Annotated in this window: 10 protein-coding genes; 7 read left to right on the top strand and 3 right to left on the bottom strand. The window is 65.6% G+C overall.

Features of this window, described 5'->3' with window-relative positions; all coding sequences use genetic code 11:
* Positions 1-50: 50 nt before the first annotated feature.
* A complete protein-coding gene (locus NT151_01740; GenBank protein MCX6537648.1) occupies positions 51-2,855 on the bottom strand; it encodes a cation-translocating P-type ATPase in 2,805 nt (934 codons plus the stop codon).
* Positions 2,856-3,053: 198 nt separating this feature from the next.
* On the opposite strand from NT151_01740, the gene NT151_01735 reads away from it, so the two are divergent.
* A complete protein-coding gene (locus tag NT151_01735; protein MCX6537647.1) occupies positions 3,054-3,521 on the top strand; it encodes a universal stress protein in 468 nt (155 codons plus the stop codon).
* A 12-nt stretch (positions 3,522-3,533) separates the two neighbouring features.
* On the opposite strand, the gene NT151_01730 is transcribed toward NT151_01735, so the two are convergent.
* The gene (locus tag NT151_01730; GenBank protein MCX6537646.1) at positions 3,534-6,359 is read right to left on the bottom strand and encodes a PIG-L family deacetylase; all 2,826 of its coding nucleotides are present in this window, start codon (positions 6,357-6,359) and stop codon (positions 3,534-3,536) included.
* Positions 6,360-6,403: 44 nt separating this feature from the next.
* Positions 6,404-9,322, bottom strand: coding sequence for a TonB-dependent receptor (locus NT151_01725; protein ID MCX6537645.1), 2,919 nt, complete (start codon positions 9,320-9,322; stop codon positions 6,404-6,406).
* Positions 9,323-9,686: 364 nt separating this feature from the next.
* On the opposite strand from NT151_01725, the gene argH reads away from it, so the two are divergent.
* The 6 genes from argH to NT151_01695 all read left to right on the top strand — a co-directional run bounded on the left by argH (position 9,687) and on the right by NT151_01695 (position 16,450).
* A complete protein-coding gene (gene argH, locus NT151_01720; protein ID MCX6537644.1) occupies positions 9,687-11,141 on the top strand; it encodes an argininosuccinate lyase in 1,455 nt (484 codons plus the stop codon).
* A complete protein-coding gene (locus NT151_01715) occupies positions 11,138-11,278 on the top strand; it encodes a hypothetical protein (GenBank protein MCX6537643.1) in 141 nt (46 codons plus the stop codon). The genes argH and NT151_01715 overlap by 4 nt, the downstream gene beginning before the upstream one ends.
* The gene (locus tag NT151_01710; GenBank protein ID MCX6537642.1) at positions 11,275-12,969 is read left to right on the top strand and encodes a sodium:solute symporter; all 1,695 of its coding nucleotides are present in this window, start codon (positions 11,275-11,277) and stop codon (positions 12,967-12,969) included. The genes NT151_01715 and NT151_01710 overlap by 4 nt, the downstream gene beginning before the upstream one ends.
* A gap of 12 nt (positions 12,970-12,981) precedes the next feature.
* Entirely contained in the window at positions 12,982-14,154 is a 1,173-nt protein-coding gene (locus NT151_01705; GenBank protein MCX6537641.1) for a pyridoxal phosphate-dependent aminotransferase, read from the top strand.
* Entirely contained in the window at positions 14,151-15,725 is a 1,575-nt protein-coding gene (gene malQ, locus NT151_01700) for a 4-alpha-glucanotransferase (protein ID MCX6537640.1), read from the top strand. Before NT151_01705 ends, malQ begins: the two co-directional genes overlap by 4 nt.
* A 125-nt stretch (positions 15,726-15,850) precedes the next feature.
* On the top strand, positions 15,851-16,450 hold the full coding sequence (locus NT151_01695) for a DinB family protein (GenBank protein ID MCX6537639.1): 600 nt from the start codon (positions 15,851-15,853) through the stop codon (positions 16,448-16,450).
* The last annotated feature ends 11 nt before the right edge of the window (positions 16,451-16,461 follow it).

Genomic DNA, 16,461 nt, shown 5'->3' with positions numbered 1-16,461 from the left:
TCGCCTAATCTACACCAATTTGGTGGGGTTCGCGCAATGCCGAAACCTGATCACCTCAGGCGCCGGCGCCGGAGCCACTTGTAGACTTCCTCAGTCCAGAACGGAAGCGTCGCGACTGCCAGACTGACACCCAGCTCGCCAGCAGTGAGCGGCCGCGTTTTCAGCAGGTCCTGCCAGAAGGGCACGTAGGTCACCATCAACTGCAGCAGGAACGTGAAGACCACCGTCAGGGCGAGCGGTGTGTTGGTCAGCGCCCCAATCCTGAAGAACGAGTCGCGGCTCGATCGCACGGCCAGCACGTACGCCAGTTGCGACAGCGTCAAGGTGGTAAACACCATCGTCTGCCACCCGGTGTCGCCAATGGCGAAGAAGTAGTAGCCCATGCCGAGCGGCGTGAGGCCCACCACCAGACCTCCCCAGATGATCTGCCACAGCAGTCCGCGCCCCAGGATGTTTTCCGTGGGCGACACCGGAGCGCGGCGCATCGTGTGGGGTTCGGCCGGTTCGACGCTCAACGCGAGGGCGGGCAGGCCGTCGGTGACGAGGTTGATCCAGAGGATCTGCAACGGCAGCAGGGGCAGAGGCATACCCAACAGCGGCGCGAGCAGCATCACCCACAGTTCACCGGTGTTGCTGGTCAGCAGGTACTTGATGAACTTGCGGATGTTGTCGTAGATGACGCGGCCTTCTTCGACCGCCGAGACGATGGTGGCGAAGTTGTCGTCGCTTAACACCATGTCGGCCGCTTCCTTCGACACCTCCGTGCCTGTGATGCCCATCGCCACGCCAATGTCTGCACGCCGAAGCGCGGGCGCGTCGTTGACGCCGTCGCCCGTCATCGCCACCACCTGGCCCTGCGCCTGCAGCGCCTGGACAATCCGCAACTTGTGCTCCGGTGAGACGCGGGCGAACACCGTCGTGTTGCCGACGGTCGTCTGGAGCTGGTCGTCGCTCATGCGCGCCAGATCTTGTCCGGTGACGACCGCCGCGCCCTGGCCGCCGATGCCAAGCTGTACCGCGACGTACTTGGCTGTCAGCGGGTGATCGCCCGTGATCATGACGGGCCTGATGCCGGCAGTTCGGCAGGTGGCGACCGCGTCCCTGACCTCTGGCCGCGGTGGATCGTTCATACCGGCGAGCCCGACGAACACGAGGTCCCGTTCCACGCTCGACGGATCATCAACCGCCGGCTCCGTTAGGATGCGGAACGCGACGCCGAGCACGCGCATGCCATCGTGCGCCAACGCGTCGTGTCCGCGCATCACGCGGGTCCGCCAGCCGTCATCAATCGGCGTGACCTGGTCGCCGACCCAAATAGACGAGGACACCTGCAGCAACGGCTCGACCGCACCTTTGGTAAACGCGATCCAGCGATGCGGTGCCAGCACGACGCCGCTGGCCCACAGCGGCTCGAGACCAGGCACCGCGCCAATCGGCGTCGGCGGCATCTCATGGATCGTCGTCATCCGCTTGCGGTCCGAACTGAACGGCGCCTCGGCGACGCGGGGAAACAACAGGTCGAGGTCTGGTTTGCTCAGGCGGAAGCGGGCGGCGGCCACCACCAGCGCGCCCTCGGTGGGGTCACCAATCGTGTGGAGTTGCGCGGGCTGATCGGCTTGCGGCGCCAGCACGGCGTCGTTGCAGAGGGCGGCGCCCGTCAACAGCAACGTCAGCGCGCTGTCATTGTCGGGAACGGCCGCGTGACCGGGTTCGAGGTCGCTCGCCTGTGCCGCGCCGTGCAGCGTCTCGGCGACATCCAACCGCCGCCCCGCGACATCGAGCACAGAGACGGTCATGCGATTCTGGGTCAGCGTGCCGGTCTTGTCCGAGCAGATGACCGTGACGGATCCGAGCGTCTCGACCGCGAGCAGCTTGCGGATGACGACCTTGCGCTTCAGCATCCGCTGCGCCCCGAGCGCCAGTGCAATCGTGACGACGGCCGGGAGCCCTTCGGGCACGGCCGCTACGGCCATGCTCACCGCCGTCAGGAACATCAGTTTCAGGGGTTCGCCACGCAGCAGGCCGCTCGCGAAGATGACACCGACCAGCACGACTGCCAACAGGGCCAGCACACGACCCAACTGATCCAGGCGCCGCTGGAGCGGCGTGGGTTCGCGATCAACCGACTGGAGCAGATCGGCGATGTGCCCGAGCTCGGTCCGCATGCCGGTCTCGGCGGCGATCACGACCCCGCGGCCATAGGCGACGCTCGTGCCCATGTAGACCATGTTGACGCGATCGCCGATGGGCAGATCCACATCGGCCAGTGCGTCATGGGATTTTTCGACGGGCTCGCTCTCGCCAGTGAGGGCTGCTTCCTGCACGCGCAGGTTCGCGGTCTCGATCACCCTGCAGTCGGCCGGCACCAGGTTGCCCGCCTCGAGGAGCACGACATCGCCGGGCACCAGATCGCGGGAGGACACCTCCTGCACACGGCCATCCCGACGAACCTTGACGATGGGAACGGCCATGCGCTTGAGCATGGCCATGGCGCGTTCGGCGCGGTGCTCATGGAAGAGGCCGAGCACACTGTTCAGGACGACGATGATGAAGATCGCGATGGCGTCCTTGAAGTCGCCGAGCGCGGCCGAGGCGATCGCCGCGGCGATCAAGAGCAGGACCATCGTGGCGGAAAATTGTTCCCACAACATCCGCCACACGCTTCTTTGATCGCGCTCGGCCAGTTCGTTAGGGCCGTGCTCGTCGATCAGGCGGGCCACATTATCCGACGACAGCCCCGTCTCGGCGCTGGTGTGAAGTGCGGCCAGTGCATCGTCGGTCGAGCGCACGTGCCAGTCGCCGGATGGCGACAGAGAAGAGGATACAGGCTGTTTTGGACGTGTTTCGGTCGGCATGGCCTTCTGACTCATTGTTCACTCATCATCTCATGTGCGCAAGCGAAGGCGCCGACGACCACGCGAGCGGCGACCCGCCCGCTGCGTGGATTCCGGCGTTCGCCGGAATGACGCAGACGATGTCTTTCGTTTCCATCCTGACGGCGCGATAATGGAGTCGTCACGCGGCTCCCGTCCCTCGGCTTCCGGGAGGTGCCCATGCTCGCCATCAAGACCATCCTGGTTCCCACCGATTTCAGCGAGGCGTCCGAAGCAGCCGTGAAGTACGCCAAGGCGATGGCCGAGGCGTTCGGGTCGTCACTCCACCTGGTGCACGTGGTGGAAGACCTGCTGGCGCACGCGTGGGCCGCGGAGGTCTACGTGGCGTCGATGCCGAGCCTGCGCGAGGAGATCGAGAAAGAGGCGACCGAGCGGCTTGGTGCCATAGTGACCGACGAGGAGCGTCAACGCCTGCGCGTCACGACGGCGGTCATTGCGGGCAATCCGTTCCTCGAGATCATCCGCTACGCCCGCGCCCACGACGTCGATCTGATCGTGCTGGGGACGCACGGCCGTGGTCCGGTCGCCCACATGTTGCTTGGCAGCGTGGCCGAGAAGGTTGTGCGCAAGGCGCCGTGTCCGGTGCTGACTGTGCGACCTGCGCACCACGAATTCGTGATGCCGTAATCCGGGCCCCTCCTACTTCGGCGCCCCGGCCTTGGCCGGCGTCTTTGGTGCGGTTGCCGGAGCCTTCGGGAGGCTGATCAGGTTCGCCAGAAGCTGATACGCTCCCTCGACTTCCGCCGGTACCTGGCGCCACAGGCCCAGGCCGACGTAGAGCCACCGGCCTTTGCCGGTTCTCGCTTCAACCAGCGAACCAAGCTTGACGCCGGGATTGTCGGGAAACGGATCCTCCATCTGTACCAGGTCCACGTATTTCGGATCCTTCTCGCCCAGGAAGTACAGACCGCGCTCCTGCACCCAGCCCCGCCACGTGTTCTCGCCGATCTTGTTCGGGAAGGTGAACACCGGGTGGTCGGCGACCAGCACCTTCACCGGCGCGTTCTCGTCGGTGACGCGGCCTGAGCTGACCCGGGCAGGGTAGGGGCCATACTGCGCCTGGTTGAACTCCATCTTGTTGTACTGCACGATCACCGTCCCGCCGCGCTCGGCGAAGTCGAGCAGGCGACGGTTGTAGGCCCGAAGGTCCTTCCGGCGTTCGTAGGCACGGACGCCCGTCATGATCACGTCGTACCTGCTGAGATCGCCCCACGCCAGATCGTCGGGCTCGATGAAGTCCAGTTTGGCGCCGAGCTGCTCCAACGCGGCCGGCACCTGGTCGCCGGCACCCACGATGAAGCCGATCCGGATGTTGGGGGCGACCTTGACGTTCATGACCTTGAGCGACGTGACGGCGGGTTTGATTACCTGGCGGCGCTCGATGTGGGGATAGTCAATCTCCTGATAGCCGCTGCTGAATCGATCGGTACCGGAGGCCGCCGACGTGACCACGGCCCGCACCTTGTAGTCGCCGGGCTTGACCGTTGCCGGTACTGTCACGACAAATCGCACGGTGAGCGATTCGTCTTCGGCCACGAAGTTGAGCGGTGCCTGTGCCGGAACAACCTGCCAGCTTTGCGGAACCTCGAGCGCGATGGTGGCCTGTGCCGGTCCCTTGGTGCCATTGGTTACCGAGACGTGGATCTCGCGCGTCACCGGCTTGGCAGCCGCCCCGGAGGCCGCCGGGACCACGGCCGTCGTCGGCGTCATCTTGACCGAGAACGCAGGTATGACGTTGAGTTCAATCCGCTTCTCACCAACAAAGATGTCCTTGGCGTAGCGGTACTGAACCGGCAATTCCCTTGTGACCTCGGCGCCTCCCAGCTTCAGCCGGAACACCGCGCGGAATGGCGTTGGCCGGAACGGCGCACCAAACGGCACATCGGGTTCGTAGATGTCCAACGCGGCTTTCGGGGTCGGTGTGTTCCAGTACTCGTCGGTCCAGTACGGCGACGTCAGCTTCGCCGTCTTTGGAATCTGGACGTCGGCGGTACACGTCAACGTCGCGTCCTTCTTGACCGGGCCGGGAGTGCACGCCGCACGCCCGTCAAACCCGGTGACGGCCACGTCGCTCACTGCGATCTCGGCTACGCCTCGATTGGTCACGAGCAACGAGATCTTGGCCGGCTGCCCGCCAATCACCAGACCGTCATCGGCGAGCGCCTCGAAACTGACGCCGTAGGCGGCCAGCGCCGCGTTCTGGTAGTCCTGTTCCTTGATCGACAGGCGCGTGTCGAGTTCGTAGCGCGCCGTCTCGCCAAGGCCCATCGACCCGAGTTGCGCCCGCAGCGCCCGCAGCGCCGAGAGGCCCGCCACGATGGGGCCTGCCGTCGCGCCATCGTTGCCGCCATCAAACGCCTGCTGGGCGATCCGGGCCTGATCGGCGATGGCCGCAAGCCCCGTCTTCAGCGCGTCGGGCGGGTTTGACCCCGCGTACTGCGCCAGACCTGCGATCGTCGTATCAACGCCGTCGAAGAGCGACGTTTCGTCCTTGTCGGTCTGTCCCGGGATCGTCGAGTCCACCAGTTGATAGCGGCTTGGGCCCGCGCCGCGGCCGGTACTGCCTGGGAGGGAAGGCATCTGCCCCATGCCCTGGCACTTGTGGTTGCTGCGGGCGTCCGCCCCGATCTCGGTGTACGTGCGGCCCAGCAGCGGGTCGTAGATGCCCGTGTTGATCGTCGCCAGCCGTACGGTTGGCGGCGTGGTGGGTGCTGCTGGTGCCGGAGGCTGGGCGCCCGCGCCGCGGCCGCCGCCTGCGGGCGGACCGCCAGGCCCGCCGATGGCGCCAGCCCCAGGCGCGCCGGTGAAGTACAGCTTCTTCGCCTGCCACGGTCGAAGCCCTTGCGCGATCTGTTCGGAGAATTGCGTCGGATCGGCCGCCGCGCGGAACGCTTCCCTGGTCAACACCGCCGTCGCTTCGTGCGCGCGATCGCCGCCCCGCCCCTGGATGCTCATCGTCAGTACCACGTCGGGACGGAACGTGCGAATGAGACGCACGAAGTCGGCGACCACCTCGCGGCGTCCCCACTTCTGGTAGATCTCGTCCGGGCTGAACGAATAGCCGAAGTCAATGGCCCGAATGAACCACTGTTCGGCGCCATCGAGACGGTGCGCCGCCAGCAGTTCCGACGTGCGGAGCACCGCCATATCCTGGAAGAGTTCCGGCCCGATTTCGTTCTGCCCGCCCGCGCCACGCGTGGTCTGGACGTCGATCGACCGCAGGCCCATTCCCCGGGTGAACATGGCGTACAACTGGTTGTGTTCGTCATCCGGGTGCGCCGCCGTCTGCAGGAACGTGCCCGACACCCCCAGGCGCCGGATTGCCAGGCCGAGCGCCACGTGGCCGCCGTCGGCGTTGACGATCGAGAGTTGCCGGCTCTGTGCGTGGACGCCTGCGTCGTGTGTCGCGATCCCGGCAAAGGCGATGGCGCCGGTCGTGATGCCGATAATCAGAAGACGCTTCATGGTCATGTTCCTACCCTTCGACTCAGTTCAAGTGAGCTCAGGGTTTAGAAGCGAACGCGGAACCCGAGCTGGAACTTCCGCTGCTCGTAGCCCGACGGGTTTACGAACTGATATGGGTCGGTCGGAATTGCCGCCGTCGGGTTGCCGAGCGTGTCAACCGCCGTCGTCGTATTGATGCCCGACAACTGCTGCGTGTTGAACAGGTTCTTCAGCTCCATGATCACCTCGCCGCGGACCGATCCGTGGATGGGGATCCACCGGGTGTAACGCAGGTCGACATTCTTGCGGACCGGCAGATACATCGGGTTGCGATTCACGAAAAGCGGGCGGTCGCTGCTGACGCCGTCGCCGTTGAGATCGCGGTTGGCGAGGATGTTCACCGGCAGGCCGCTGTTGAACTGCAGCAGCACACCGATTTCGTTGCCGCTCAGCAGCGTGCGGACAATCGGATTGGTCGACTTGCTCGACGTCGTGTAGACGATGCTGCCGGTGAAGTTGTGCCGCATGTCGAGCGGGTTCGGGCCGAGGTCGCGGTTCAGATTGCTGGGATCCGAGCGCCCGGCTTCCGACTGCACGGTCATCTGCGTGAGCAGCGGGGTGGTGTCGAGCCCCTTGCCCAGCTGGTACTGGACGTTGAAGGCCAGCCCCTGCCCGACGCGCTTGGTCATCTGCAGCGTCATCGATTTGAAGGTCGACGTGCCGATCGACTGCACCTCCAGGATGTGGTTGAAGCGCGGATCGACGCGCGTGTCCGCATTGACCGCCGTGCTGTAGATCGGGCGCCCGTCACCCAGCGCGCCGATCGGGTTGATCAGGTTCACGTCGGTGACCACCGGCAACTGGCTGCCCTTCGCGTACATGAACCCCGCCGACACCGACAGGTCGCGCCGGAAGGCGTGCTCCACCTGGATGTTGGTCTGCCAGGTGTGCGCGACCTGGAAGGTCGGATCGATCGCCCACGGCGACTGCTGGGCCAGCGTGCCTGAACTGATGGCGCTCGGAAACGCCGGGGCGCCCGGCGAGGTCGAGCTGAGCGTGTACACCGGCGCCTTCGGGGAACCGGAGAGTTGCAGCGCCTGCTCGTAGCCGCCGAGGATCGGCTGGTCGTACATGATGCCGGCACTCGCGCGAACCATCGTGTTGGGGTTCACGGACCACGCGAAGCCGACGCGCGGGCCGAAGTTGTTCTTGTCAAGGTTGAACGACTGCGTCTGCGTCAGCGGAGCGTTCGCGAGACCAGCCGGGTACCGGTAGAGGTCGTAGCGGACGCCGTAGAGCATCTTGAGGGACGGCGTCAACTGCCAGTCGTCCTGCACGAAGAAGCTCATGATGTTGGTCGCCATGTTGAACGACCGATCGCCCGTCAGCTGCTGCATCGTCGTGTAGCCGAACGGGCTGGTGCCCGCCTTGGCCGCCAGGTAGGCCGCCACGGTCGGGAACGTGTAGACGAACTGCGGGGCCGCCGTGCGCTCGTCGTAGACGTGCTGCAGGTCGAACCCGAATTTGTAGCTGTGCTTTCCGCGGACGAAGGTGAAGTTGTCGATCACCTGCGAGATGTTCTGCTTGAAGTCGAAGCCGGCGTTGCCCTGGCCGGTGCCGGACCACGGGCCGCCGAACGCGATCGCCGGCGAGCTGATCGTGACGGCCGGACCGGTGCCCGAGTCGGCGTTGGCGACAGAGCTCTGGTGGCGGTGCGCGTACTGCACCCGGAACTCGTTCAGCAGGTTCGATCCGAACGTCGACACCATCTGCGCCGCGATCGAGTCCATCGCGTCGAGGAAGTCGGTCGCCCGCTCGAGCGTCGCCGTGCCGCCACCGCTGTTGTACGGCGCGTTGTTGTGGAACTGGATCCAGCGGCCGGTCAGCCGGTTGTTGTTATTCAGCTGGTAGTCGAGCTTCGCAATGACAAACTGCGCGGTCTGCACGTTGGGCGCCGCGTCGGGCTGCGGCTTCAGGCCGACCGAGGCCACGACGTCCTGGCTCACCGTGATGAGGCTGCCCGACGAGAGGTCGCGCCGCGTCCGCTCCGCGCCGCCGTAGAAGAACAGCTTGCTCTTCACGATGGGGCCGCCCACGTTTCCCGTCATCGTGTCGACTTTCGTCGCCGGGCGCACCGCGTTGGCGGCCACCGGCGGGCAGCTCGCCGCGGCCGTCGTGCTGCCGCAGCCGAAGAAGAACGGGAAGGCGCTGAACGCGTTGCGGCGGAACAGGTAGCTGGTCTGCCCGTGAAAGGTGTTCGAGCCCGACGGCGTGACCGCGTTGAAGACCATGCCCATCGTCTGGCCGAACTCGGGCGCGAAGCCCGTGGTCACGACTTTCACTTCCTGGATCATGACCTCGGACATTGGCAGCAGGCGCAGGCCTGCGCGGTCCTTCTCGGTATTCGTGTTGCCGTCAATCTGGTAGTTGATGCGCATCGCGGCGCCGTTGGCCGCCAGGCGCGGAACGCCGAACTCCACGTTCTCGATGCCGGTCACGCCCGGCTGCACCAGCGCGTAGTTGTACGGGTTGCGCGCGACCAGCGGCAGGCTGTGCACTTCCTGGTCGGTCATCGTGTGGCCGATGTCGATGCGGGCGAGGTCCAGCGCCGGCCTGTCGGCCGCGTTGACCGTCACCGTCTCAGTGATCGCGCCCATGCCCATCGCGATCTTGACGACGATCGTCTGGCCGACACTCAGCTTCAAGCCAGACTCCTCGTATTTCTTGAAACCCTCGAGTTCGGCGACCACCTTGTAGGTGCCGAGCGGCAACAACAGCGCGCGGAACATCCCGGCCTCGTTCGTGACGACCGTACGGTGCGCACCGGTCTCGGGATTGGTCACGGTCACCGTCGCGCCAGGCAGCACGGCGCCCGACGCATCGACGACCGTGCCCTGGATGGAGCCGTTGGCCGCCTGCGACTGAGCAGCGGCGGGAACGGCCAGAGCGAGCGCCAGTATGGCTACGAGAATTGTAAGGCGCATCTCTTGTGATCCTCCTCAATTGGGGCCCAAATGCCCGGCCCCCTGCGTGGTAGTGACACAAACGTTGCAGTAAACACACCCTAGCCAATCCCGCCAGAGGGCAACGATGAGTCCGGATCGGTGGCGAGAGACGGGGTTCCATCGATTCTGGCACGAGAGCCGGGATCCTGAGCAATATGAATTCGAAATATGAATTCGACTATAAGAAGTCGGCGCGCCGGCGTCAACCATGCCGGGCCGGAGGACCAGGGCCTGTGACCCGGCGGGACGTCGGGCTTCTGGTAGACTGAGGCCCGGCGCGCGCTGAGCACGCGCGTGCTGACTTCGGCGTGTTATTTTCCATCGAACCAGGAGCACCTGCGCCATGACGTTCGCACCGGAATACGTCTCGTGCGTCCTGAACGAGAACTTCGAGGACGCCAAGTCGCTCTTCCTCGAGCCGATGATGGCGATGCACTATGCGCATCTGGTCATGCTGGCCAGTTGCGGCATCATCTCGAGCGCCGATGCGCACGCCATCCGGGTCGCCCTCGACCATGTGTCCATCGATCAGATCAAACGGACCTGCTACGACGGGACCTGCGAGGACCTCTTCTACCACGTTGAGCACCTGCTGACCGCGTCGTGCGGACCTGGCGTCGCCGGTCGCCTCCACACGGCCCGCAGCCGCAACGATATCGACATGACGTTGTACCGGATGCGCCAGCGGCAGTACGTGCTGGCCACGCTGGACGCATCGTTCGGGCTTCGATCGGCGCTTCTCGACGTAGCCGACCGCCACCGGCACACCATCCTGGCGTTGCATACCCACACGCAGCCGGCGCAACCGTCGACGGTGGCGCACTACCTGCTCGCGATGATTGAGCAACTGGAACGGGACGCCACAAGGCTCAAGGCGGCGCACGAGACGACCAATCGCTGCCCGCTCGGGGCCTGCGCGATCACCGGCACGGCGTTCCCCATCGACCGGCAGTTGACCAGCGACCTGCTGGGCTTCTCGGCGCCGACCGGCAACACCTACGGCAGCATCGCGACGGCCGACTACCTGCTCGAAAACGTGACGACGACGGCTGTGCTGGTGGCGGGCCTCGGGCGGTTTGTGCAGGACATGCTCTTGTGGTGTACGGCCGAGTTCGCTTACCTGCGTCTCGGTGACGGCTTCGTACAGGGCAGCAGCATCATGCCGCAGAAGCGCAACCCGGTGGCTCTCGAGCACGCCAGGGCCATCTGCAGCAAGGCGCTCGGCCAGGCCAACGCCATCGTGACCTGCATCCACAACACGCCGTTTGGCGACATTGTCGACACCGAGGACGACCTGCAGCCGCTGGTCGATCAGACGTTTCACGACGCGGGCCGGGCCATCACGCTTGTCTCCGCGGCGATCGCCAGCGCCGGGTTCGATGCCGCACGCCTCGAGGCAAGGGCCGGCGCCGGGTGGATCACGATTAGTGAGCTGGCCGACACCCTCGTGCGCGAGCACGGCCTGGCGTTCGACACCGCGCACGCGATTGCCGGTCGTGTCGTGAAGGGCCGCGACGAGGACCCGTCGGCCCTCATCAGCGCCATTGTCGCCACCGCGTCGCAGGAGCTACTGGGCACGCCGCTCGTCTACACCGAGGCATGCCTGGCCCTGCTCCTGTCTCCCAGGCACTTTGTCGACGTCCGCACCACCCCGGGCGGGCCGGCCCCCGCCGAAACCACCAGGGCGCTGGCCGCATCACGATCCGCGCTGGAGGCCGACCGGCAGTGGGTGAGCCAGGCCCGGTCGCGCCTGATCGCGGCTAGTGCCACCTTGCGCGAGCGGAGCGCCCAACTATGACCAGCGGCGGAAACCTCGGCGAGACGCCGGAGGCGGACGAAGCTGATCGCCGGCGGACCTACCTGGCCGTCGCGCTCGTCGAACTGGTGGTCATCCTCGCGCTATGGGCGTTCGGGCGCTACTTCGGCAGCCTATGAGCGCCATCGACTGGGCCATCATCGCCGCCTACCTCATCTGGATCGTCTACGACGGCCTGAAGCGGACGCGATCGGCGGATCAGGTCGAAGGCTACTTCCTGGCCAACCGCAGCCTGCCGTGGTGGGCTGCCGGGCTGTCGGTGATGGCCACGCAAATGAGTGCCATCACCCTGGTCGGGACGACGGGCCAGGCGTACGCCGACGGGATGCGCTTCGTGCAGTTCTACTTCGGGCTGCCGATTGCGATGATCATCCTGTCGGTCACCATCGTGCCGTTCTTCTATCGCGCGCACGTCTACACGGCTTACGAATATCTCGAGCGGCGCTTCGACGCGAAGACACGCGCCCTGGCAAGCCTGCTGTTCCTGGCGTCGCGCAGCATGTCCACCGGCGTGATCATCTCAGCGCCCGCGGTTATCCTCTCAATCGTGCTCGGATGGAACCTGTACCTGACGGTGCTGGCCATCGGCGTACCGACCGCCCTCTACACCATGTTCGGCGGCGTGCAGGCCGTGGCGTGGACCGACGTCAAGCAGATGGTGGTGGTGGTCGCCGGCGTGCTGGCGGCCGTCCTCGCCCTCATCATCGGGCTGCCGCACGACGTCTCGCTTGGCGAAGCCATGCATATCGCCGGCGCGGTGGGCCGGCTGCGCACCATCGATTTCTCGTTCACGCTCCACGAGCAGTACACGTTCTGGTCGGGCACGATTGCCGGCTTGTTCCTGATGCTCTCGTATTTCGGGTGCGACCAGAGCCAGGTGCAGCGGTACCTGACGGCCAAGTCGGTCGACCAGGCGCGCAGTTCACTGATGATCAGCGCGTACGTCAAGATTCCGCTGCAGGCGCTGATCCTGATGGTGGGCGTGCTGGTGTTCGTGTTCTACCTGTTCACCCAGCCACCGATGCTGTTCAATCCCGTCTTCAAGGCGAAGGTTGCCGCCAGTCCCCGTGCCGCCGAGTACGCGCACCTCGACCAGGAATTCACGGCCGCCTTCGATCGGCGCCGGCAGACCGCCATTGCGCTCGCGACAGCACAGCGGAGCGGCGACCAGATGGTCGCAGCGGGTGCACGCGTGGCGTTCCGGGCATCGGAGGTGCGGGTCAAGTTGATCCGGTCGAGGGCGGCGACACTGGTCAAGGAGGTGACGGGGGACGCCAATTACAACGACGTCAACTACGTCTTCCCCACCTTCGTCACCACGAAATTGCCAGTCGGGCTGGTCGGGCTCATCATTGCAGCGATCTTCGCGGCGGCCATGTCGGCGAGCGCCGGCGAGATGAATGCGTTGGCGACCTCCACGATCATCGACGTCTATCGCCGACACATCAAGAAGACCGCCAGCGACGCGCATTACCTGTTCATGTCAAAACTGGCGACGGGATTCTGGGGCCTGGTGGCCTGCTCGGTGGCGATCTACGCGGCGAACCTGGGATCGCTCATCGAAGTGGTCAACCGGTTCGGGTCGTTTTTCTACGGCTCGCTGCTCGGCGTGTTCATTCTGGCGATCGGGATCAAGCGGGCCACCAGTCGCGGCGCCTTCTGGGGCCTGCTCGCCGGCATGGCCGCCGTCGCGATGGTCGCGACATTCACCACGATCGCCTTCCTCTGGCACAACGTGGTCGGCGCCGTCGTGGTGGTCGTCGTGGGGATGCTGATCAGCTTGACCGAACGGCGCGTCGTTGTACAGTAGCTGACACCAAACGTGTTCTCCTCCAGACTCTCCTTTGATCTCACCCCCAACCGCCTGTCGGCGGCGCTCACGCGTCTGCGTGGTGTACACATCGACATCGACGACCTGACGGAATCCAATCCCACTGCGGTCGGACTGGTCTACCCGCCGCGGCTGCTCGACGCCCTCTCGACGCCTGCGTCGCTCAGCTATCACCCCCAGCCATTCGGCCGGCCTGCGGCCCGGCAAGCGGTGGTGGACGATTGTCGCCGGCGCGGGTTTGCCGTGTCGCGCGATCGCGTGGTGCTGACGGCCAGCACCAGCGAAGCCTACGCGCTGCTGTTCAAGCTGCTCTGCGATCCCGGAGACGAAGTGCTGGTGCCGGTGCCGAGCTACCCGCTGTTCCAGTACCTCGCATCGCTCGATGCCGTCCAGGTGCGACCGTACGCCCTGGACTTTCACGGGCGTTGGGCCTATGACGTTGATGCCATCAAGCAGGCCACCACGCCGCGCACCCGCGCCGTCGTCATCGTGAGTCCCAACACCCCCACGGGCTCCTACTTGTCGCGCTACGACCTGGGGCCGTTGGCGGCGCACTGCCGGGCGCACGACATCGCCATCATTGGTGACGAGGTGTTCGCGGAGTACGTGCTGGACGTCGAGCTGCCACGCGTCTCGTCGGTGCTGGCCCAGCGCGAGGCGCTGACATTCAGCCTCGGTGGATTATCGAAGTCGCTGGGCCTGCCGCAGTTGAAACTCGGCTGGATGGTCGTCAACGGCCCGGACGCCCTGGTGAAGGCCTCGCTCGAGCGCCTGGAGCTCATCTGCGATACCTACCTGTCGGTCTCAACGCCCGTCCAGGAGGCCCTCCCGACACTGCTTGTCGAAGGAGCGACGATTCGGTCGCAGATTCGCGATCGGGTCACGCGCAACTACCGGAGCGTGATGACGCTCTCTGCCGCCAGGCCCGCGGTCGGCGTGTTGGCGTCAGAGGGCGGGTGGTATGCCGTGATGCAGGTGCCGGCGATGCAGTCCGAAGAATCGCTCGTGCTGCGCATCCTCGAACACGATCACGTCCTGGTCCATCCCGGGTACTTCTTTGATTTCCCGCGGGAGGCCTTCCTCATCGTCAGCCTGCTGCCGCCGCCCGACGTGTTCGACCGCGCGATCGCCAGGGTGCTCGCGCGGGTGGAGGCCAGCGAGTGACGCGTGGCGGAACCCGGACGGGACGCCAGGCTGGTTTGCTGCTGCCGCTCTTCTCGTGTCCATCAACACGCAGTTGGGGAATCGGCGAGTTTGCTGATCTTCCGGTTGTGGCCGCCTGGATGCGCGATGCGGGGCTGCGACTCCTGCAACTGCTGCCGCTCAACGAAATGGCTCCCGGCCAGAGTTCGCCGTATTCGGCCACGAGCGTGATGGCACTCGATCCCATTTTCATTACGGTTCCCGCTGTGCCCGACTTCCAGGCGCTCGGCGGCGAGCCGACGCTTGATGCCGCGTCACGCGACCTGCTCGCCGACGCACGGGCCGCCAGGGGTGTCGACTACGACCGGGTGCGGGAGATCAAGTTCGGTGCGCTGAGGGCGTCGTTCGAGCGGTTCCTCGTCGAGGAGTGGGCGCGCGACTCGGCGAGAGCCGCTGATCTCAGGCGATTTGCCGACCAGCAGCGCTGGTGGCTGGACGACTACGCGCTCTTCCGGGCCCTGCACGACATGGCGGGTGGAAGGAAGTGGCAGGAGTGGCCTGACGGGGTTCGCGACCGGAATCCGGAGGCGCTCGTCCGCGCGCGGCACGAACTCGACCAGGAAGTGCTGTTCCGCCAGTACCTGCAGTGGATCGCGCATGGCCAGTGGCAGGACGCCAGATCGGCCGCGCGGGCCATCAGGGTGTTCGGCGATTTTCCGTTCGGCGTCGCTGCCGACAGCGCCGACGTGTGGGCTCACCAGGAGTTGTTCTCGTTCGAGGGCACCATTGGCGCGCCGCCCGATGCGTTCAGTGACGAGGGGCAGAACTGGCGCCTGCCGGTGTATCGATGGGACATGATGGCCGCCCGGCAGTACGAGTGGTTCACACGGCGTGCGCGTCGCGTCGCCGATCTGTTCGACGGCTATCGCGTCGATCATGTTGTGGGACTGTTTCGCACGTGGATGTTCCCGCTCGGTGATCGGCCGCCCCGGTTCATCCCGTCTGACCAGGCCGATCAGCTCGTCCAGGGCCAGGCGGTGTTGCGCGCGCTGATGGCCTGTGGCGCCGAAGTGGTGGCCGAAGACCTGGGCACGATCCCGGATTTCGTGCGTGCGGCGCTGCGCTCGCTGAACATTCCGGGTTACCGGGTGCTGCGGTGGGAGCGAGAGTGGGACGCGCCCGGCCAGCTGTTCAGGAATCCGCGCGACTACCCGGCCTGCTCCCTGGCGACGTCGGGCACGCACGATACCGACACGCTGGCGGTGTGGTGGAATCTGCTCGACGTGGACGAGCGGACCGCGGCACTGACGGCGATAGGTGCGACGACGACCGATCCCGGCATCGTGTTTGGGCCCGAGGTGCGCGACCAACTGCTTGAAGCGCTCTACGCATCCGGATCAGATCTGCTCGTGCTGCCCATCCAGGATGTGTTTGGCTGGACCGACCGCATCAACGTGCCCGCCGTCATCGACGACATCAACTGGACGTGGAAGCTGCCGTGGGCGGTCGATGATTTCGGCGCGCACCCCGAGGCGACGGCGCGATGTGCGGCCCTCAAAGGATGGAGCATTCGCTACGCCCGCGTCCCGTGAGCGACCGCGTCCCCGGATGCGCCATGGGCCGACCAGGTGCCATGCGCTGTGTTACGATCAGGACCTCGCTCAGACCGTTCCCAGCATTGCTGCGTCCAATACCGCTAGCGGAAGGAGTCTTGCCGATGAAACGCCTGTTTGCCGTTCTCACGCTTGCCATGCTCATTGCCTTGCCCATTGCCGCACAGGCGCAACCGCCCGCGCCGTCGGCTGCACCTGCCGCCACGGCACAGGCCGCTCCCGCGGGGCCGACCGAACCGTTGAGCCGGGTCATCTTCAACGGGTACAACGCCATCAAGCGGAACCTCACCGAATCGGCCGCCAAGGTGCCGGAAGCCGACTATTCGTTCCAGCCGACCAAGGATGTGCGGAACTTCGCCCAGATGTTCGACCACGTGGCGAATTCGCAGTTCAGCTACTGCGCGGCCGCCAAGGGCGAGGCCAATCCGAACAAGGACGACTTCGAGAAGACGGCGACCACCAAAGCGGCAGCCGTCAAGGCGCTGGCCGATTCGTTTGCGTACTGCGACACCGTCTATGGCACGCTGACTGACGCGAAAGCGCTCGAGATGATCAAGGTCGGGCAGAACGAGAGTCCCCGCGCTGGCCGCCTGATCGCCAATACGGCGCATCTCAACGAGCACTACGGAAACCTCGTGACTATGATGCGCCTCAAGGGGATGGTGCCGCCCTCGACCGAGCGCGCGCAGCAGATCCGCAAGTAACCCTGGTCCCG

This window comes from Acidobacteriota bacterium (assembly GCA_026393675.1).
GTDB lineage: Bacteria > Acidobacteriota > Vicinamibacteria > Vicinamibacterales > JAKQTR01 > JBAXOX01.
The sequence above is the reverse complement of the archived record's forward strand: the minus strand, read 5'-3'. Positions and strand labels throughout refer to the sequence as shown.

Coding starts and splice junctions, on each gene's coding strand:
- NT151_01730 (MCX6537646.1), bottom strand. CDS start 6,359: ATGAAGCGTCTTCTGATTATCGGCATCACGACCGGCGCCATCGCCTTT.
- NT151_01740 (MCX6537648.1), bottom strand. CDS start 2,855: ATGCCGACCGAAACACGTCCAAAACAGCCTGTATCCTCTTCTCTGTCG.
- NT151_01715 (MCX6537643.1), top strand. CDS start 11,138: ATGACCAGCGGCGGAAACCTCGGCGAGACGCCGGAGGCGGACGAAGCT.
- NT151_01735 (MCX6537647.1), top strand. CDS start 3,054: ATGCTCGCCATCAAGACCATCCTGGTTCCCACCGATTTCAGCGAGGCG.
- NT151_01725 (MCX6537645.1), bottom strand. CDS start 9,322: ATGCGCCTTACAATTCTCGTAGCCATACTGGCGCTCGCTCTGGCCGTT.
- NT151_01695 (MCX6537639.1), top strand. CDS start 15,851: ATGAAACGCCTGTTTGCCGTTCTCACGCTTGCCATGCTCATTGCCTTG.
- argH (MCX6537644.1), top strand. CDS start 9,687: ATGACGTTCGCACCGGAATACGTCTCGTGCGTCCTGAACGAGAACTTC.
- NT151_01710 (MCX6537642.1), top strand. CDS start 11,275: ATGAGCGCCATCGACTGGGCCATCATCGCCGCCTACCTCATCTGGATC.